Genomic DNA, 18,836 nt, shown 5'->3' with positions numbered 1-18,836 from the left:
GAAAGCTGTTTCTGTCAAAAAAGGAGGCCATTAATCATGATTACAAAGCATTTATCAGATATTGACATTGCCCAAAAGGCAAAGCTGAGACCGATTCAAGACATCGCAGCAAAATTACAAATACATGACGAAGAATTAGAATGCTATGGTTTCACAAAAGCGAAAATATCTTTGACTATTTTTGACCGTTTAAAGGAACAAAAAGAAGGAAATGTGATTCTTGTGACTTCGATCAACCCAACGCCAGCAGGTGAGGGGAAGTCCACCGTAACAGTTGGCCTCGGTCAAGCCTTCGAGAAAATTGGGAAAAAAGCGATCATTGCCATGCGTGAACCTTCACTAGGTCCCACAATGGGTATTAAAGGCGGTGCAGCTGGCGGCGGATATTCACAGGTGTTGCCTATGGAAGAAATTAATCTTCATTTCACAGGGGATTTTCATGCGATTACATCTGCACATAACGCTTTATCTGCTTTTATTGATAATCATATCCATCACGGAAATGAGCTTGGAATCGACGCACGCCGAATTGTATGGAAACGAGTGTTAGATTTAAACGATCGTGCTCTAAGACAAGTGGTCGTAGGACTTGGCGGTCAATTAAATGGGTACCCTAGAGAAGATGGATTTGATATTACGGTTGCATCCGAAATGATGGCCATCCTCTGTTTAGCAGACGACTTAAACGATCTGAAAAAACGTCTTTCTTCTATTGTTGTTGCCTACAATCAAGAAGGTGAACCGGTCACAGTTGGAAATCTAGGATATGAAGGCGTATTAACCTTGCTTTTAAAAGATGCGCTGAAACCAAACCTTGTTCAAACGATTGAAGGAACTCCAGCCCTTGTTCATGGTGGTCCTTTTGCCAATATTGCACATGGATGCAATAGTTTAATTGCCACAAAAATGGCGGCAAAACTAGCAGATTACGTCGTAACAGAAGCGGGATTTGGTGCAGACCTCGGCGCGGAAAAATTTCTTCACATCAAAACAAGAGCCGGTGATTTTAAACCAGGCGCTGTTGTCATTGTAGCAACTGTCAGGGCGCTAAAAATGCATGGCGGAATGCAGAAAACAGAGCTCAAGGAAGCAAATGCACAGGCTGTATTAGAAGGTATACATAATTTAGAGAAGCATATTGAAACAGTGCAAGCCTTCGGTCTACCATATATCGTTGCAGTGAACCGTTTTATTACCGATACAAAAGAAGAAATTCAAGCAATAGAAAACTGGTGCGAAACGAATGGACATCCAGTCAAAGCGGTCAATGTATGGGAAGAAGGGGGAGCTGGCGGCGTAGCACTTGCCGAAGAGCTCACGACACTCATTGAAAAGAATGAAAACAGCTTTTCTTATTTATATGAGGAGCAAGATTCCATTGAAGAAAAGTTGTCAAAAGTCGCCAAAGTGGTTTATGGTGCAGACGGCGTCAACCTTACATCAAAAGCAAGAAAGCAGCTAGCTGCAATTGAAAAAAATGGCTGGGCCCATTTGCCGGTTTGTATGGCAAAAACGCAATATTCACTATCGGATGATCCGGCTTTAATCGGCAGACCAAAAGGTTTTACCGTTACGATTCGAGAGTTAAAACCATCTGTAGGAGCAGGTTTTATCGTTGCACTAACGGGAAGCATTCTGACCATGCCAGGTCTCCCTAAAAAACCTGCGGCACTTGAGATGAATTTATTAGAAGACGGCAGTGTGACTGGACTCTTTTAGCAGGAAGCATAAAAAGCGATTTTCTAAAAGAAGCATGTTACGATAGGAAAAAGTGAATCCTAGGAGGCTATGAGATGTCAATTTATGATATTCAGGTCAAGACCATTAACGGTCAGGAAAAATCAATGGCAGATTACAAAGGGAAAGTACTGATCATCGTGAACACAGCGAGCAAATGTGGACTGACCCCTCAATTTAAACAATTACAAGAGTTATACGATCAATATCATGAAAAGGGCCTTGAAATTTTAGGATTTCCGTGCAATCAATTTATGAATCAAGAGCCAGAAGGGGAAGAAGCAATTCAAGAATTCTGTTCGTTAAACTATGGTGTGACCTTCCCGATGTTTGCAAAAGTAGATGTTAATGGTGACAATGCGCATCCGCTTTTCAAATACTTAACGAGTCAAGCGAAAGGTGTGCTTGGTACAAAAACGGTGAAATGGAATTTCACAAAATTTATCGTTGACCAAAACGGAGAAGTGACTGAACGATTCTCTCCTAAAACACCACCAAAAGAATTAGAAAGCTCCATTATCGCTCTCTTGGAGAAATAAGCATGTATTCGAGTAAGCAACAAGAACAATTGGAGGCAGCTGCCTCCTTTGTTTCAAAACAGCTAAAGAATGAACCGACTGGACACGATGAAGCTCATATCAATCGTGTGCGCCAGCTTGCCGTCCATATTGCACAACAGGAGGGCGGGTCGCTTTTTGTCATTGAAATGGCAGCGATTGTCCATGATGTCATTGATGACAAGCTGTCTAGTGAATGGAAGCTTTCACCGCATGATCTCAAGCAGCAGCTCCTTTTGTGGGATGTGGGCATGCGAGATATTCGCTATATCATGGATATCATTACAACGATGTCTTTTCGTCACCGGCATATGAAGCATCAACCAGTGACATTAGAAGGGACCATTGTTCAAGATGCAGATCGGCTAGATGCAATAGGTGCAACCGGGATTGCAAGGGTGTTTACATATGCAGGTGCAAAAGGGGAGCCTCACTATACAGAGGGTGCTCACCAAGGCACAGTACTTTTGCATATGCAAGAAAAGCTGCTTCATTTAAAAGACTTGATGAACACACGTGCTGGAAAGCAGCTGGCTCATGAGCGGCATGAGTTTATGTGTCTATTTATTAAGACATGGAAAGAAGAATGCGGCCTTACAGATGAGTAGGGTCTTTATGTGTATAAGGAGGATGTATAGATGAAAATAACTGCCATAGAACCAACGCCAAGCCCGAATACAATGAAAGTCATTTTGACAGAAGCGCTTGCAGGCGGTAAAAGCAATAACTACAAAAAAGATCAAAAAGACGAAGCGCCAGAGATGATCAAGCGCATTTTAACTATTGAAGGTGTAAAAGGTGTTTACCATGTAGCCGATTTCTTAGCGGTTGAGCGCAATGCGAAATTTGACTGGCAAGGTATTTTACAGCAAGTCAGAGAAGCCTTTGGACAAGAAACAGAAGGTCTTCAGGGAGAATTGCAGTCAGGTGATGACACATTTGGAGAAGTCAAAGTGTTTGTTCAAATGTTTAATGGGATTCCGATGCAGGTGAAGCTGACAGACGGTGAAAGAGAAGAACGATTTGGAATGCCTGAACGTTTCCAGGCAGCGATTTTAAAGCTAAGAAGCAGTTCAGATAATGTTGTATTTGAACGTGTGTGGAAAGAACATGGCGTTCGTTTTGGAGAATTTGCTGATATCGGTCAAGAAGTCACAGAAGAGCTGCAAGCTGCATATGACGACGAGCGTTTATCCCGTTTAACAGAGGCAGTGAAGGAAGGTCAAGAGGCTGTAGATAAACAAGTGAACCGAAAAGCATATGATGTGACAGAAGAGATGCTGCGCGATGAAGATTGGAAGAAACGTTTTGCTCATTTAGAGCAAATGCAGCCAGAGAAAAAAGATATACCTGTTTTAATGAAAGCGATGGAGGACCCAAAAACATCGATTCGCAGACAAGCTGTTGTGAATGCTGGCATGATTGAAGATCCAGACATTTTGCCTATTTTGTATAAAGGGCTTGAAGATAAAACAGTGACAGTTAGAAGAACTGCTGGAGATTGTATTTCAGATCTTGGTGATTCTAGTGCGATTGAAGCGATGATCCAAGCCTTAAAGGACCCAAGTAAGCTTGTCCGCTGGCGTGCGGCCATGTTCCTTTATGAAGAAGGTGACGAAACAGCACTAGAAGCTTTAAAAGAAGCGGAGCAGGACCCTGAATTTGAAGTCAGTCTTCAAGTGAAAATGGCCATCGAACGAATTGAGCACGGAGAAGAAGCAAAAGGCTCTGTGTGGAAGCAAATGACAGAAAGTAGAAAAAATGCATCAGAATCATAAGAAAGACGAGCAGGCTGCCAATAAAAGGCAGCTTGTTTTCTGAAAATGGCTTTTTTATTGGCAGAAAAATTTTTTTAGAAAAATTATTTTGAATATTGTTGAAATATGAGAAAAAACTCTATATAGTAGTACCAATATAGAATATTGGAGGTCAGATTTTATGACACAATCCTTGCTGAGCACTTGCTTCAGCAGAGAAATCAGTCACTATCTATTATAGGTGGCTAAATAAACAGAAAATTTGTAAAATAAAATGAACTCAAAATCATACAGTCAACAAGACTAGTAGTATAGGAGGCTTTTTAAACAGATGGCAGAACTTCGCAGTAATATGATTAAACAAGGAATTGACAGAGCACCTCACCGAAGCTTACTAAGAGCAGCTGGGGTAAAAGATGAGGATTTTGGCAAGCCGTTTATTGCCGTATGTAATTCCTATATTGATATTGTCCCAGGACATGTCCATCTTCAGGAATTCGGAAAAATTGTGAAAGAAGCCATTCGTGAAGCTGGCGGTGTTCCATTTGAATTCAATACAATCGGGGTAGATGATGGTATTGCGATGGGGCATATTGGGATGAGATATTCATTGCCAAGCCGTGAAATCATTGCTGATTCAGTAGAGACCGTAGTGTCTGCACACTGGTTTGATGGCATGGTTTGTATTCCTAACTGTGATAAAATCACGCCAGGTATGATGATGGCTGCCATGCGTGTGAATATCCCAACTGTATTTGTCAGTGGTGGACCGATGGAAGCTGGGAGAACAAGTGATGGCAGAAAAATTTCGCTTTCTTCTGTCTTTGAAGGCGTAGGCGCATACCAATCAGGGAAAATTAATGAAGAGGAATTAAACGAATTAGAGCAATTTGGCTGTCCAACATGTGGATCTTGCTCTGGTATGTTTACAGCAAACTCAATGAACTGTCTAGCAGAGGCGCTTGGGATTGCTCTTCCTGGAAATGGAACCATTCTGGCGACTTCACCAGAACGAAGAGAATTTGCGAAGAAGTCAGCAAAACAATTGATGGAGCTGATCAAAAAAGACATTAAACCACGTGATATTGTCACGGAAAAAGCGATTGATAACGCATTTGCTTTAGATATGGCACTTGGTGGTTCAACCAATACAGTTCTTCATACATTGGCGATTGCAAACGAAGCAGGCGTTGAATATTCACTTGAGCGTATCAATGAAGTCGCAGAACGTGTGCCGCATTTATCTAAACTTGCTCCAGCTTCAGATGTATATATTGAAGATTTACATGAAGCTGGCGGAGTGACCGCTGCACTAAATGAATTGTCCAAAAAAGAGGGGGCTCTTCATTTAGATACCATGACCGTCACAGCGAAAACGTTAGGCGAGAACATTGCAGGTCATGAGGTAAAAGATTATAACGTCATTTATCCAATTGACAAGCCATTTACTGAAAAGGGCGGCTTAGCCGTTTTATTTGGAAACCTTGCGCCAGATGGAGCAATCATTAAAACAGGCGGTGTACAAGACGGCATCACACGTCATGAAGGACCTGCGATCGTATTTGAATCCCAAGAGGAAGCACTTGAAGGAATCATTAATCGAAAAGTAGAAGCAGGACATGTTGTCATTATTCGTTATGAAGGACCTAAAGGCGGTCCAGGCATGCCTGAAATGCTTGCACCAACTTCACAAATTGTTGGAATGGGACTTGGTCCAAAGGTTGCTTTAATTACAGACGGACGATTCTCCGGTGCTTCTCGCGGATTGTCTATTGGACACGTTTCTCCAGAGGCAGCAGAAGGCGGCCCGCTTGCCTTTGTTGAAAATGGTGATCATGTCGTTGTTGATATCGAAAAACGCATTTTAAGCGTAGATGTCCCGGAAGAAGAATGGGAAAAAAGAAAAGCAAACTGGAAAGGCTTTGAGCCAAAAGTAAAAACAGGTTACCTTGCCAGATACTCAAAACTTGTGACATCAGCCAATACAGGCGGAATCATGAAAATTTAATGTGAAATTGATCATTTGAAAATTGGCTCTCTCTATAGTATCCTTTATTCACAACATAAGGATTATAGAGGGGGCTTTTTTATGTCAATGGCATATGAAGAATATATGCGTCAGCTCGTCGTACCAATGCGCCAAGAACTGACAAGTGCAGGGTTTCAAGAATTGACGACTGAAGAAGAAGTAGAAAAAACGATGCAGGAAGCAGAAGGAACAACATTTGTTGTCGTCAATTCCGTATGCGGATGTGCTGCCGGTTTAGCACGCCCTGCTGCTACTCAAGCTGTCATGAAAGCAGAAAAAGCACCAGATCGAATGGTGACGGTCTTTGCTGGTCAGGACCGGGAAGCAACGGCTAAAATGAGAGAATACTTCACAGGTGAGGAGCCATCTTCTCCATCTATGGCACTTTTAAAAGGAAATGAACTCGTTCATTTTATTCCGCGTGACGAAATTGAAGGTCATGAAATGGAAGATATTATGAAGAACGTCTTATCTGCATTTGAAAAACATTGCTAATACAAATATTGAAATGTCCTGTGATCCATCAGGGCATTTTTTCTTGATTATGATGGAGGAACGTCATGCTCATTACAACAAGCTTTAGAGCAAATGAACAAACAATTGAAACGGCAAAGGCCCTTGCAAAGGACTTGCATGGTGAGTATATCGAGCGGCGCAAACAATCTGTCAAACAGCTTGCGATCAAGCGGGGGGATGTACTGGTTGTTGGGAAAGAACGATTTGAATGGTATCAGCCAAATGGTGAAAAGTTCTTTTTCCATCCAAGCTCAGCGATGTTTAGGGTGAAGCGGGTTCTGCGAGGGGAAAAAGATCCATTAATAGAAGCAGCACAATTAAAGCCGGGCGATTCCTTTTTAGATTGTACGCTTGGCTTAGGATCTGATGCGATTACCGCAAGCTGCGCTACAGGAGCCAATGGAAAAGTGTCCGGTATTGAAAAAAATCCAATGACGGCATTGCTTGTTCGAGAAGGACTCAGCACATGGGAAACAGGTGTGAGAGAGGCAGACGAAGCGATGAAACGGATATCTGTCATCAGCGGGGATAGTATTGAGCAGTTAAAGAAGCTCCCTGATCGATCCTATGATATCGTCTATTTCGACCCAATGTTTGAAGAAACCATACAAGAGTCTGCTAGTATGATGCCGCTTCGTCATGCAGCTGAGCATCATTTTGACCATGAAACCGCTGTGAAAGAAGCAATGAGAGTGGCTAGAAAAAGAGTGGTTTTAAAAGATCATTGGAAAAGCACACGATTTACCACTGATTCCTATCAATTTCAGGTGATGAAACGTAAAACCGCCCAATTTCATTACGGATATATCTCAATAGAAGAAGACAAATCAACAAAACTTTAATCACTCTTAACAATTAAAAAAGCCCTATTTCAGGGCTTTTAATCGGTGATCTCCATATAGACAAAATAAAATAACGTCAGCAAGGAAGCTGTGATGAAAAACCCTTCAAGCATATCCATTCCTCCCAAATTTTAGTCGTCGTTACTGTCATTGTAAACGTTTTATCATGAAAAAGAAAGTCTCAACTCAATGACCAAATTGAATGACTGAAAATTCATTATATGCTAGAATAGCAGTATGATAACTTATGGAAGGAATTAGATATCATGAAAATGTGGATGAGAAAAACGCTTGTTGCTCTCTTTACGATTGCGACTTTTGGTTTAATCTCTCCTCCATCGGCTTTGATGACAGACAAGCCATCTGAACTTTCTTCATCTGATAAATCACCTTATACAGCAGTTTATGATACATCAGATGATACGCGTAGCTGGGAATTATCGCAAGAAGACAACAAAGAGCGGGTAGACCCCTTTGAGCAATATAAGCAAGAGGTTCTATCAAGTGCAGAAAACCAATCCTTTCTCAAATTTGGTCGTAAAATCACACCTGTCATTGAGGACGAGTATAGAGAAGAGATTCAACCAAAAATTGAACAAGTGTTAACCGACTTTTTAACAAATTTCAAAGATGACGAAAAATTTCAAGATGTTGTTTTAACTGATCAGCCTTCAAGCGGAAATGGAGAAAAAATCTTCCACATTTATAATAGAAAGACTGGAGAAGATTTGCTTCGTTTTCATGTCAGGAGAGATCAGCCGCCTCACAGCGGATATTGGTTTAACTTTCACTACCATACAGCAGAAGATGGATTCCAGACGCATCATGAACTCGGTAATATTTACTGGGATAAAAACACCCCGCCGAGCTGGATGAGCCACTAGAAGGAGATGTCATGCCAATTGAAAAAGTATACAATGAACGAAATGGTTCGTATTACAAAACAGATGTTAAACGAGCGTGGAGTGAAAATAGAAGATATTGCACACATTGTGCTGAAACTCCAAGAGAAATACAACCCAAATCTTCCACTCAGTGTCTGCATTGAAAATGTTGAAAAAGTGCTGAATAAAAGGGAAATTGTCCACGCAGTTTTGACAGGACTTGCGCTTGATCAGCTGGCAGAAAAAAAGCTTTTGCCAGAACCTTTGCAGCATTTAGTTGAAACAGATGAACCGCTATATGGAATTGACGAGATTATTCCGCTTTCCATTGTCAATGTATATGGATCAATCGGTTTGACCAACTTCGGTTATCTAGACAAAGAGAAATTTGGTATTATTAGAGAATTAGATGAAGGTCGTCCTGGTGAAGTACACACTTTCCTTGATGACCTTGTCGCTGCGCTTGCCGCCGCAGCAGCAAGTCGCATAGCTCACTCTCACCAAGATATTAAGGACGAAGAGCAGGATCGAGTGAATCAAGCATAAAAAGAAAAACATGTCTGCTCATCTTGCAGACATGTTTTTTTGGTTTCAACAAAAGCAGAAATAAGGTAAACTACAACAAGAACATAAATAAAGGATGAAAAAAATGAAACAATACAAAGAGTTATGCCGTCATGTATTACAGCACGGGGATGAAAAAGGTGACAGAACAGGAACGGGCACTATCAGCACGTTCGGTTACCAAATGAAATTTGATTTACAGGAAGGGTTTCCTTTATTAACAACAAAGAAATTACACCTGAAATCAATCATTCATGAGTTACTGTGGTTTTTAAAAGGTGATACAAATGTCAAATATCTTCAAGAAAATGGTGTCCGTATTTGGAATGAATGGGCAGATGAAAATGGAGAGCTAGGGCGTGTGTATGGTGCGCAGTGGAGATCATGGGCGAGTGGAGATGGAGAGACAGTAGATCAGATCAGCAGACTGATCCATGATATAGAGAATCATCCTAATTCGAGAAGATTGATTGTCAGTGCGTGGAATCCAGGAGAGATTGATCAGATGGCGCTGCCTCCTTGTCATTGCTTGTTTCAATTTTACGTATCAAACGGTAAATTATCGTGCCAGCTCTATCAACGTTCGGCAGATATCTTTTTAGGTGTGCCTTTTAATATTGCTTCGTATGCACTTCTAACGATGATGATTGCCAAAGTGACAAACCTTGAGCCAGGAGAGTTTATTCATACGCTAGGAGATGCTCATATTTATCAAAATCATCTTCCGCAGGTCAAAATGCAGTTAGAGCGTGAGGAGCGCACACTTCCGCAGCTTCGCATCACTAGAGATGTCAAAAGTATTTTTGATTTTACGTTTGATGATTTTGTGCTCGAGAACTATGATCCACATCCGCATATTAAAGGAGAAGTCAGTGTATGATTTCCATGATAGTGGCGACAGGAAAAGACAGAGTCATTGGCAAAGATAATCAAATGCCTTGGCATTTACCCGCTGATTTAGCGTATTTTAAAAAAGTCACAAGTGGCCATACCATTGTCATGGGCAGAAAAACGTTTGAATCAATTGGACGAGCACTGCCTAACCGCCGGAATATCGTGTTAACCACAAGTTCATCTTTTCAAGCTGAAGGATGCGAGGTAGTTCATTCAATCGATGATATTTTAACCATTGCGAAGACTGAGGAAGAATTATTGATCATTGGTGGGTCTAAGCTGTATGAGGAAATGATGCCATACGCAGATCGTCTATATATCACGCACATTCATCATTCATTTGAAGGCGACCGTTTCTTCCCTTATTACGATGAAGAGAATTGGACGGTTGTATCACGTGAAAAAGGCCATCGTGACGAAAAGAACCCCTACAATTATGAATTTGTTGTCTATGACAGAAAAGAAGGATAAGTGAGTAGGAGGAGTACGGTTGTTTCGTTATTGGTTTTTAACGATTTATGTTGTTGTATCCTTTTTTAAAAGTATAAGGCATTTGTATGATCATGAATTAACGGATCCACGCATTTCCTATACGAAACGAATGCATCTCATCCATGAGCATGCAAAAAGGTTTGCCAGAGGGTGTATTGATCAATCAGGATCAGTCATGACCATTCATCAGCAAAAAAAGCTGCCAGATGGCCCTGTTATTTATGTCACAGAAGCACATCATCCAGTGACGACGACATTGCTGATTGGTCACTTAGAGAAGCCATTTGCTTTTATGGCAAAACCGCATCTGTTTTGCTATCCCATCTTAAAACAATGGTTGAAGAAGATGGCGGTGATCAAGCAGAATCAATCTGATGAGGCGTTATTAGAAGAAGCAAGAGAAAGAGTTCTATCTGGCCAGAGTCTGTTGCTTTCTGAACAGTATCGTGTCATGGCAGAAACGCTTGCTGAAGAATGTAACTGCTCACTTGTTCCGGTTGAAACAAGCGGCACAGACCGTCTTTTAACAGGGAAGATCGTCAAAAGACTTCGTCCAGTTAATGTCGATATCCATATAAAAGCACCGGTCAAGATGAGTGATTACGCACAAAAGCGCGCATAGAAAAAACCAGCATCCACATTCGGATGCTGGTTTTTTGATCATGCTGGGATGTTGACGCAATAAAATAGAATGCAGAAGAACATGGATGCACTTCCACCGAGAACAAAGCTGTGCCAAATCGCATGATGATAGGGAATTTTCCGCCAAATATAAAAGATCGTTCCGACTGAATACAAAATACCGCCTAATAGTAAGAGGCTGAATCCAGCTCCTGTTAATTGAATGTACAGAGGTTTAATTGCGATGATAATCATCCAGCCCATTAATAAATAAACAAGGGTGGATACAATGATAAACCGTTTGACGAAAAAGATTTTAAAAACGATACCGCCTGCAGCAAGCGCCCATACGATTGCAAGAAGAGTATAGCCAAGTGCGCCTTTTAATGGGCCAAGCAAAAATGGCGTATATGTACCAGCAATCAATACATAAATCGCAGAGTGGTCAAGGATTTCGAATACATCTTTTGTTTTTTTGTGCCGAATGCTATGAAGCAAAGTAGAGCTTAAATAAAGCAGCAGCATCGACGCGCCAAATATCGAGAAGCTAATAATGTCAGTGACAGTGCCGTATTGAACAGCGAATAAAACGAGAAAAACAATGGCGGGAATGGATAAAATGACGCCAATGCCATGTGTAATCGCGTTGGCAATTTCTTCTTTTACAGTAAACAATGGATGTCCTCCTTTATTGAACCGGTATATAACCATCAAGCGACTTCAGAAATGAGAGACCTTCAAGTGTAATCTTCGTTCCAGCTCTGCCTTTCCCTTTCGTCACATAAGCTTTTTTCTCAAGATCATCTAATCGACTCCTGACTTGCTGAGGGGTCAGCGGGATGTCGCCTTGTTTGCTTAACTCAGACAAGATACGTCTGCTGGCTGCTTCTCCTTTTTCATTTAGAGACTTAATGGCTTCGAGTAAGAAAACAAATTCTTGTTTCTCCATAAGCGTGAGCTGGTGTTCTTCTTTTTTTCCTTTACCAGCTGTTTGTTGAGGTAATAATACAAAAGGTGGCAAGTGATGCAAGAAAACTGTTTGCCCTTCGAGAATCGCTGCTGCATAATGAACGATATTTTTGAGCTCCTGGACATTCCCTTCAAACGAATATTGCTGTAAGACTTCCCACACACTTGAGTCGATGTCAGGCGTCATGTTCAGTTCTTGAAAGAAAGCAGCGGTTAAAATAGGAATATCTGTTTTTCGATCTTCTAACGGTGGGAGAGGGATATGAAGCACATTGAGCCGATAAAACAGCTCAGGTAAAAAACTGGATGAAACGCTCATCGCCTCTAATGATAAAGACGAAGAAGCAATGATTTTTGTTGCAGGAGAAACTTCGAGAAAACGAATGACCTGATGCTGCATAGGAATACTGAATGCGCTGACTTCGTCTAAATAAAGCACATGATTTGCCGCATGAGTAAATGCTTCCTGCAAAGTTACTTCATCTACAATGGGGCAGTAGATATGTTTCATCGAAGCCTGCGCAGCAAATGAATGGGCCATTTCTTGTGCAAAGCGTGATTTGCCTGTTCCAATTTCACCTGTGATCAACACAGGCTGATCGTTTTTCGTGAATTGTTTTGCCAAATGAATGGCGTGTTTTATATCTTGGTGTTCTCCATATATATTAGCAAACGGATGTGTGGTCATCGAGCGATTCCTTTCTTTTGGTTCTAATTGGTTTTATTATAACACCCAATTAGAACAAATGTATAGAAAAACGAAAAAGTTCATGAAATTTATCTTCGATCCATGATCTATTGGTTTATTTTTTGAATATTCATGTTATAATGACAAATTAAATAAGGTTAAAGAGAAAGGATCTTGTACATGAAACCGTTGCTCAAAGAAAACACGCTAATTCAAGTGAAAGACATCTTAAAAGCCCATCAAAATTTGAAGGATGTAGTGATTCATACTCCACTTCAAAAAAATGAGCGACTTTCTGAACGATATGAATGTAATGTCTACTTAAAAAGAGAGGACCTGCAGGTTGTTCGTTCTTTTAAATTAAGAGGCGCTTTTAATAAAATGAGCCAGTTGCCAAAAGAAAAACTAGAAAACGGCATTGTTTGTGCCAGTGCAGGAAATCACGCACAAGGCGTTGCCTATTCTTGCAAATATTTAGGTATCCACGGGAAAATTTTTATGCCTGCTACCACACCAAGGCAAAAAGTATCTCAAGTGGAGCTTTTCGGAAAAGAATATGTTGACATTATCTTAACCGGAGATACCTTTGATGATTCGTATCATGAAGCAGTCAAATGCGGAGATAAGGAAAAGCGGGAATTTATTCATCCATTTGATGATTTAGATGTCATGGCAGGACAAGGAACAACTGCTGTAGAAATATTAAATGATATCGAAGTGGAGCCTCACTTTTTATTTGCAAGTGTTGGGGGCGGAGGTTTGTTATCTGGCGTTGGGACGTATATGAAAAATATCGCACCAGAAACAGAAATTATTGCAGTCGAGCCGCTTGGTGCCGCCTCACTTCATGCTTCCCACGAGAAAGGGGAGGTTGTCACACTTGATTCAATAGATAAGTTTGTAGATGGAGCAGCGGTTCAGCGGATTGGCGAAAAGACGTTTACATCGCTTCAGTCTGTTGTCGATAAGATTAGTCTTGTACCAGAAGGAAAAGTATGTACAACCATTTTAGAGCTGTATAATCAATGTGCCATTGTAGCTGAGCCAGCGGGTGCGTTACCGATCGCGGCTTTAGATGCACATCGTGAGGAGATTAAAGGGAAAAATGTCGTTTGTATTGTCAGCGGAGGCAATAATGACATTGGCCGAATGCAAGAAATCAAGGAACGCTCCATGATTTATGAAGGACTCCAGCATTATTTCATCGTTAATTTTCCGCAAAGAGCAGGTGCTCTCAGGGAATTTTTAGATGAAGTGTTAGGGCCAAATGATGATATCTCACGCTTTGAATATACGAAAAAAAATAACCGAAGCAAAGGACCAGCGCTTGTTGGGATCGAATTGAAAGAAAGAGATGACTATGCAGCGCTGATTGACCGAATGAATAAAAAAGGCTTCCACTATGTTGAAGTGAATAAAGATCAAGATTTATTCCACCTATTTATTTAGGCTTAACAGATAATTGGAAAAGAGGATTGATCGTTTGTGCTGCTCAAAACAATATGTTTTAGACGGATGGATGGAGCTCAGATCAAGGTAACAGAAGTCCCTGTTTTAAAGGGAGATGAATCCTATGGTTTCATGCTCACCTTTAGACTTGAAGCTTTCTTGAAAAAAGTCTATGTATCTAAGGGAAAGAGGCATGTGTACTCTTTCAGGGAGGATGTGAAACGTAACGTCAAGTGGAGCACATATGAACAGATCTACCAAGAGCCTACACTAAAACACAATGCGTAAATTGGAATCTTTGCCAAAGAGAGTGAGCGGCCATTTTCAAATGGCGGCCACTCATCTTGGCAAGGATTTTTTACATGAAAAGAAGAAAATGTGACAATTTCAAAAACGTTATGACAGTTGTTTTGAAGATTGAAGGAAATAAGGTAATATCTTAAGTAAAGACTAAGACAGCAAGGATGAGACGATAGTGAAACAAATTAAAATTGTAACAGATTCAACTGTGGACCTTCCGCAAGAAAAAATCAATGATCTTTCCATTCATGTCATTCCGCTCAATATCTCCATTTCTGGGGTTGATTATATTGACCGAGTGAACATACAGCCAGATGAATTTATTGAAAAAATGGAGGCCGCTGATGAACTGCCGAAAACGTCTCAACCTGCGATCGGTCAATTCATCGAATTATATGAAAAGCTGACGGCAGATGGAAGCGAAGTCATTAGTATCCATTTAACTGGTGGGATGAGTGGTACGGTTCAAACTGCTGAAAGCGCTTCTAAAATGGTAGACGGAAATATCACTGTCATCGATTCGAATTTTATTTCCTATGGTTTAGGGTTTCAAGTCACCAAAGCAGCAGAGCTTGCAAAAAAAGGGGCAAGCCGTGATGACATCCTCAAAGAAATGGACAAAATTCGTCTTAAAACAAAGCTATTTGTCACAATCGATACATTAGAAAATCTCGTGAAAGGTGGACGAATTGGAAGAGGAAAGGCGCTGATCGGTTCACTTCTTCATATTAAACCAATTGCCAGCTTAACAGACGGCATATACACACCAGAAGCGAATGTGAGAAGTTACTCCGCTCTTGTCCGCTATTTGACAAAACAGTATGTACAGGCGGTGAAAGGGAAAACCGTTCAGGCAATTGGGATCGCACATGCAGACGCATTAGAACTTGCAGAAAAGCTTAAAGCAGCACTGCTTGATCACACACCTGATGCACTAGTTGACATCGCTTATACAACACCGATTATTTCCTGTCATACTGGTAAGGGCGCTATAGGCTTTACTTTTTATACCGATTGATTGAAAAGGGGATGTAATGGTCATGTATACAAAAAGGGGAGCCTTATTTGGTGCGCTTACGATTATAAGCGTGCTTCTTTTAGTCTCATGTTCAAATGGACAAATCAAGGATGCGTTAAATTATCAAATCCAGCCGTTTGAGTATCAAAACCAGGATGGTCAAAAGGTGTCGCTCGACGATTTAAAGGGGAAAGTCTGGGTGGCAGATTTTATTTTCACAAGCTGTGAAACGATTTGCCCGCCGATGACGGCACATATGACAGAGCTACAAAAACGGTTAAAAGAAGAAAAATTGGATGCGCACATCATTTCATTTAGCGTCGACCCAGAGGTGGATTCACCGAAAAAGCTAAAGGAATTTGCAAAAGCATATCCATTATCCTTTAAAAATTGGGATTTTCTCACTGGTTACTCGCAGTCAGCGATTGAAAAATTTGCAATGAAAAGCTTTAAGACGATTGTGAAAAAACCTGAAGACGAAGACCAAGTGATACATCAATCTCTGTTTTTCCTCGTTGATCAAGAAGGAAAAGTGATGAAAAATTATGATGGCGTTCAAAATACGCCATATGATGAAATCATCAAGGACATCAAAACACTGAATCGAAGCTAGCATAAGGATGTTCAAATGAGCGAAAACATGATACACTTTTTTAATCAGAAAAAGGAGGGACATCATCGTTTGAAGGCTCGTTTGATTTTGATTGTGATGTCTCTAGCTTTTGTTCTTTCTGCATGTTCCGCGCAAGAGGCTGGCATAAAGGATAAACTAGAAGACACACAAAACGTAAAAGAACATATTACGATCGCAGCGGTTGGAGATTCCTTAACAGAAGGAATCGGAGATCAAAATAAAAAAGGATATGCCGGCATCACCCGTGACAAGATAGAAGCGGTGGACGGTGTACAGTCTGTTACATTAAAAAACTATGCCATTAAAGGCAGTAGAACGGTAGATTTATTAAAAAGATTAAAAGAAAAAAAAGTGCAGGATGGACTGAAAGACGCTGATTATATTTTCTTTACGATCGGCGGAAATGACTTAATGCATGTCGTCCGTCAAAATGTGCTCAACTTGACATTTGCTCCTTTTCAAAAAGAGCAAGGTCCTTTTGAAGAGCGTTTTAAGACCATTCTTGCTCAATTAAGAGAGCATAATGACCATGCAAAAATCATGTATGTCAGTATGTACAATCCTTTTAAGTTCAGCTTGTCTGAGCTGAGAGATATTGATGAGGTCGTCAAAGACTGGAATGCTGCTGCCGAAAAAGAACTAAAAAAAGACGGCAATGCTGATATGATCGATGTTGCAGATTTATTTGAAGATGATCAAGATGAAAAATTACTGGCAGATGATGATTTCCACCCAAACCAAAAGGGGTACTCTCTTATGGCAAATCGTTTATTCTCAGAAGTGAAAAAAGAAGGACTGCCGAAGGAATAGGGTGAAAAGATGAAAAAATGGAAGAGTTTATTTTATATTTTACTGTCAATTAATCTATTGATTGTTCTTGTATGCGGTATTTTTATGCTGTTGCCGAGCGATCAATCCCCTTCGAAAAAAGAAGTGAACAGCGAGTATGCTTTTAACATTTCTAGTTCAAAAGAATCGCTCACCAGCTTTGTCAATGATTATTTAAAAAACCAAGGATCAAGCGATATGCCCGACTTTCATGTTGCGATTGACCAAGATGTGAAAGTAACAGGTGCAATCAAAGCTTTTTCTTCAACGATTAATGCAAATGTATCATTTACACCATCTGTTGAAGATAATGGGGATGTTCTGCTGAAAGTAGATGACTTTTCAATTGGACAATTAAGCATCCCAATCAGTTTTGTTTTAAGCTACATGGGTCAATTCTATGAACTGCCTGATTTCGTTCATGTGAAACCAGATCAAAAAACGGTGGAAGTGCGCCTTTCAGAAATGCCGCTGACGAATGATATGTATGTCAAAGCGAACAAAATTGATCTTGAGAATGATGAAATTGAATTCTCATATTATCATCCAAAGCAATAGAACGTGTAAGTCGGGAGTGAAATTATGAAGCGAGTCTATCAATATTTTAGTTTACTGTCGCTCTTATTTGCTGCATACTTTGGCATGACAGCTGCCTCTCATTTAAAAGCAGAAAATATCGACCAGTTTTACTTAAATATCGCCTATTGTGCATTATTTTTAGGTACCATGATTCTTGCTTTTGATTTTCAAAAACAAGAAAAAGCTGAAGATGTCTCGTAAATAGCCTTTTCCATTTGGAAAGGCTATTTATCTTATTTTCAGCGTGATTGAAAATCTTTGCATTCTAGGAAGGACGAGTACTGGCGCAGAGTGAATGTGACATTCGTGAGCACCGGCACGCAGGACTGACACCGAATGCGAGGCTTTGTCTACACGCTGAGAGCCTTTTCCATTTGGAAAGGCTCTTTTTACATTTGGTGAGACAAGACGACTTTTGCCATTAGTTCTGGCTCTCCGTTTGCAAATCCATGAAGTAAAATAAGATAGGCCCGCTTTGTTTGCAGGTGAACTTTCGGAATATCTAGCAGTACACTTTGAGTACCAGCAGCTTTTAATTCAAAGTGATACTTATTCGGAGAGAAGTGGTGAGTTTGGGTGCCGCTTACATATCCGAGTTCCTTTGATAACATGCCTTGATCTCGTTCATATATATCAATGAAAGGGAGGTCTGGTGACAGCTGGATAAACGTGAGTGCTGATAGCTCATCTTGCTTAATCAGCGAGTCTTGCTTTTCTGTGAGCAGCGCAAAGCCGGTACGAGCTCCTGTGATACATAGCGTGTAAGTCTCGTTTCCATTAATCATCATACGAGAAGAAAGAATTCTTTCTTTTGTAGCCAGCTTGAATACTTCTATCTCATAAACACCCTCATCCCATTCCATATAAGCAGACAGCTGACCGTATGGCAGCTTTTTTTGGATTGGTTGCTGATTTACAAATACAGCAAGCTCACTTAAATCCGGTGCAGCGTGAAATAATCGAATAACAGCTTTGGAAATGGTGTTTCTCGGATGGTATGGGGGAAAGGTAGCTAATGGACGATATAGAAATTGATTCATCTCGTAGAGCTGCTGCACGTCTTTATCCCTTCTTTCTCTGCAATGTGTTTTTTGTAGCGTATGCAAGAAAGGGACGATCTGTATAGGCAAAAGAAACATAGAAAAAAGCCTGACAAAAAGTGTCAGGCTCTCGTATTAAGAAGGAGATGAATATTGATGATATTCAGCCAACTTAATGAACGTTTTTTCATCCTCAATTAATCCGCAAACGCCGCACTGGACTTTGATTTTCGGTCCTTGATAGTTCATGTGAAAAGGAGAAAGCTGATCTCCTTCATATGTTTCGACAATAGCTCCAGTTGCTGGATCAAGTTTCACAGGTTCTGAATGCTGCTCGATGAGATTAAAACGCGTTCTGTTGGTTTTGCAGTTCGGACAAAGATATGGACTTGTCATGGTTCATTCCACCTTTTTATCCGTAGCATGTCCTCCACGCTA

23 protein-coding genes are annotated in these 18,836 nt (G+C 40.6%); 19 read left to right on the top strand and 4 right to left on the bottom strand.

The window, feature by feature from the left end; translation table 11 throughout:
- Nucleotides 1-36 precede the first annotated feature (36 nt).
- The 12 genes from ACNO7B_RS09935 to ACNO7B_RS09880 all read left to right on the top strand — a co-directional run bounded on the left by ACNO7B_RS09935 (nt 37) and on the right by ACNO7B_RS09880 (nt 10,894).
- On the top strand, nt 37-1,719 hold the full coding sequence (locus tag ACNO7B_RS09935; RefSeq protein WP_058214044.1) for a formate--tetrahydrofolate ligase: 1,683 nt from the start codon (nt 37-39) through the stop codon (nt 1,717-1,719).
- Between the two features lie 74 nt (nt 1,720-1,793).
- Nucleotides 1,794-2,276 (top strand): glutathione peroxidase, encoded by a 483-nt coding sequence (locus ACNO7B_RS09930; protein ID WP_035703303.1) that lies wholly within the window; start codon nt 1,794-1,796, stop codon nt 2,274-2,276.
- A 2-nt stretch (nt 2,277-2,278) separates the two neighbouring features.
- Entirely contained in the window at nt 2,279-2,902 is a 624-nt protein-coding gene (locus ACNO7B_RS09925) for an HD domain-containing protein (protein WP_058214045.1), read from the top strand.
- Nucleotides 2,903-2,932: 30 nt separating this feature from the next.
- On the top strand, nt 2,933-4,072 hold the full coding sequence (locus tag ACNO7B_RS09920) for a conserved virulence factor C family protein (RefSeq protein WP_058214046.1): 1,140 nt from the start codon (nt 2,933-2,935) through the stop codon (nt 4,070-4,072).
- Nucleotides 4,073-4,382: 310 nt separating this feature from the next.
- Nucleotides 4,383-6,059, top strand: coding sequence for a dihydroxy-acid dehydratase (ilvD, locus tag ACNO7B_RS09915; RefSeq protein ID WP_007500822.1), 1,677 nt, complete (start codon nt 4,383-4,385; stop codon nt 6,057-6,059).
- Nucleotides 6,060-6,140: 81 nt separating this feature from the next.
- Nucleotides 6,141-6,575: a BrxA/BrxB family bacilliredoxin gene (locus tag ACNO7B_RS09910; RefSeq protein WP_008346384.1), complete on the top strand. Its 435-nt coding sequence runs from the start codon at nt 6,141-6,143 to the stop codon at nt 6,573-6,575.
- Nucleotides 6,576-6,640: 65 nt separating this feature from the next.
- The gene (locus ACNO7B_RS09905) at nt 6,641-7,438 is read left to right on the top strand and encodes a class I SAM-dependent methyltransferase (protein WP_282900316.1); all 798 of its coding nucleotides are present in this window, start codon (nt 6,641-6,643) and stop codon (nt 7,436-7,438) included.
- 266 nt (nt 7,439-7,704) lie between these two features.
- Complete coding sequence (locus tag ACNO7B_RS09900; RefSeq protein ID WP_024718552.1) at nt 7,705-8,322, top strand: YpjP family protein; 618 nt, start codon at nt 7,705-7,707, stop codon at nt 8,320-8,322.
- Between the two features lie 18 nt (nt 8,323-8,340).
- Complete coding sequence (locus tag ACNO7B_RS09895; RefSeq protein ID WP_008346387.1) at nt 8,341-8,868, top strand: phosphatidylglycerophosphatase A; 528 nt, start codon at nt 8,341-8,343, stop codon at nt 8,866-8,868.
- Between the two features lie 103 nt (nt 8,869-8,971).
- On the top strand, nt 8,972-9,766 hold the full coding sequence (locus tag ACNO7B_RS09890; RefSeq protein WP_417901473.1) for a thymidylate synthase: 795 nt from the start codon (nt 8,972-8,974) through the stop codon (nt 9,764-9,766).
- Nucleotides 9,763-10,251: a type 3 dihydrofolate reductase gene (gene folA / locus ACNO7B_RS09885; RefSeq protein ID WP_024718553.1), complete on the top strand. Its 489-nt coding sequence runs from the start codon at nt 9,763-9,765 to the stop codon at nt 10,249-10,251. The genes ACNO7B_RS09890 and folA overlap by 4 nt, the downstream gene beginning before the upstream one ends.
- Before the next feature lie 19 nt (nt 10,252-10,270).
- Nucleotides 10,271-10,894, top strand: a complete 624-nt coding sequence (locus ACNO7B_RS09880; RefSeq protein ID WP_058214049.1) for a lysophospholipid acyltransferase family protein — start codon at nt 10,271-10,273, stop codon at nt 10,892-10,894.
- 38 nt (nt 10,895-10,932) lie between these two features.
- Here the strand turns inward: ACNO7B_RS09880 and trhA are convergent, their stop codons facing one another.
- The gene (gene trhA / locus ACNO7B_RS09875) at nt 10,933-11,568 is read right to left on the bottom strand and encodes a PAQR family membrane homeostasis protein TrhA (protein WP_008346394.1); all 636 of its coding nucleotides are present in this window, start codon (nt 11,566-11,568) and stop codon (nt 10,933-10,935) included.
- 13 nt (nt 11,569-11,581) lie between these two features.
- Nucleotides 11,582-12,550, bottom strand: coding sequence for a sigma 54-interacting transcriptional regulator (locus ACNO7B_RS09870; RefSeq protein ID WP_058214050.1), 969 nt, complete (start codon nt 12,548-12,550; stop codon nt 11,582-11,584).
- Between the two features lie 180 nt (nt 12,551-12,730).
- On the opposite strand from ACNO7B_RS09870, the gene ilvA reads away from it, so the two are divergent.
- From ilvA to ypmT, 7 genes are all read left to right on the top strand, one after another.
- Nucleotides 12,731-13,999 carry a threonine ammonia-lyase IlvA gene (ilvA, locus tag ACNO7B_RS09865; protein WP_008346398.1) on the top strand — a complete coding sequence of 423 codons (1,269 nt, stop codon included), beginning with the start codon at nt 12,731-12,733 and terminating at the stop codon, nt 13,997-13,999.
- A gap of 36 nt (nt 14,000-14,035) precedes the next feature.
- A complete protein-coding gene (locus ACNO7B_RS09860) occupies nt 14,036-14,287 on the top strand; it encodes a YpmP family protein (RefSeq protein WP_008346400.1) in 252 nt (83 codons plus the stop codon).
- Between the two features lie 187 nt (nt 14,288-14,474).
- Entirely contained in the window at nt 14,475-15,317 is an 843-nt protein-coding gene (locus tag ACNO7B_RS09855) for a DegV family protein (protein WP_074041989.1), read from the top strand.
- A gap of 22 nt (nt 15,318-15,339) precedes the next feature.
- Complete coding sequence (locus ACNO7B_RS09850) at nt 15,340-15,930, top strand: cytochrome c oxidase assembly protein (protein ID WP_007500791.1); 591 nt, start codon at nt 15,340-15,342, stop codon at nt 15,928-15,930.
- 69 nt (nt 15,931-15,999) lie between these two features.
- Nucleotides 16,000-16,761: an SGNH/GDSL hydrolase family protein gene (locus ACNO7B_RS09845; protein ID WP_025207511.1), complete on the top strand. Its 762-nt coding sequence runs from the start codon at nt 16,000-16,002 to the stop codon at nt 16,759-16,761.
- Nucleotides 16,762-16,770: 9 nt separating this feature from the next.
- A complete protein-coding gene (locus tag ACNO7B_RS09840; protein WP_417901472.1) occupies nt 16,771-17,337 on the top strand; it encodes a YpmS family protein in 567 nt (188 codons plus the stop codon).
- A 24-nt stretch (nt 17,338-17,361) separates the two neighbouring features.
- Entirely contained in the window at nt 17,362-17,559 is a 198-nt protein-coding gene (gene ypmT, locus ACNO7B_RS09835; protein ID WP_008346409.1) for a protein YpmT, read from the top strand.
- A gap of 188 nt (nt 17,560-17,747) precedes the next feature.
- On the opposite strand, the gene ACNO7B_RS09830 is transcribed toward ypmT, so the two are convergent.
- Nucleotides 17,748-18,416, bottom strand: a complete 669-nt coding sequence (locus tag ACNO7B_RS09830) for a DUF4397 domain-containing protein (protein ID WP_056704636.1) — start codon at nt 18,414-18,416, stop codon at nt 17,748-17,750.
- A gap of 117 nt (nt 18,417-18,533) precedes the next feature.
- Nucleotides 18,534-18,794 carry a hypothetical protein gene (locus tag ACNO7B_RS09825; protein WP_008346413.1) on the bottom strand — a complete coding sequence of 87 codons (261 nt, stop codon included), beginning with the start codon at nt 18,792-18,794 and terminating at the stop codon, nt 18,534-18,536.
- Nucleotides 18,795-18,836: the final 42 nt, after the last annotated feature.

It is taken from the genome of Bacillus sp. AK25, from assembly GCF_048270685.1.
GTDB lineage: Bacteria > Bacillota > Bacilli > Bacillales > Bacillaceae > Bacillus > Bacillus altitudinis.
This window is presented reverse-complemented; position numbering and strand designations above follow the sequence as displayed.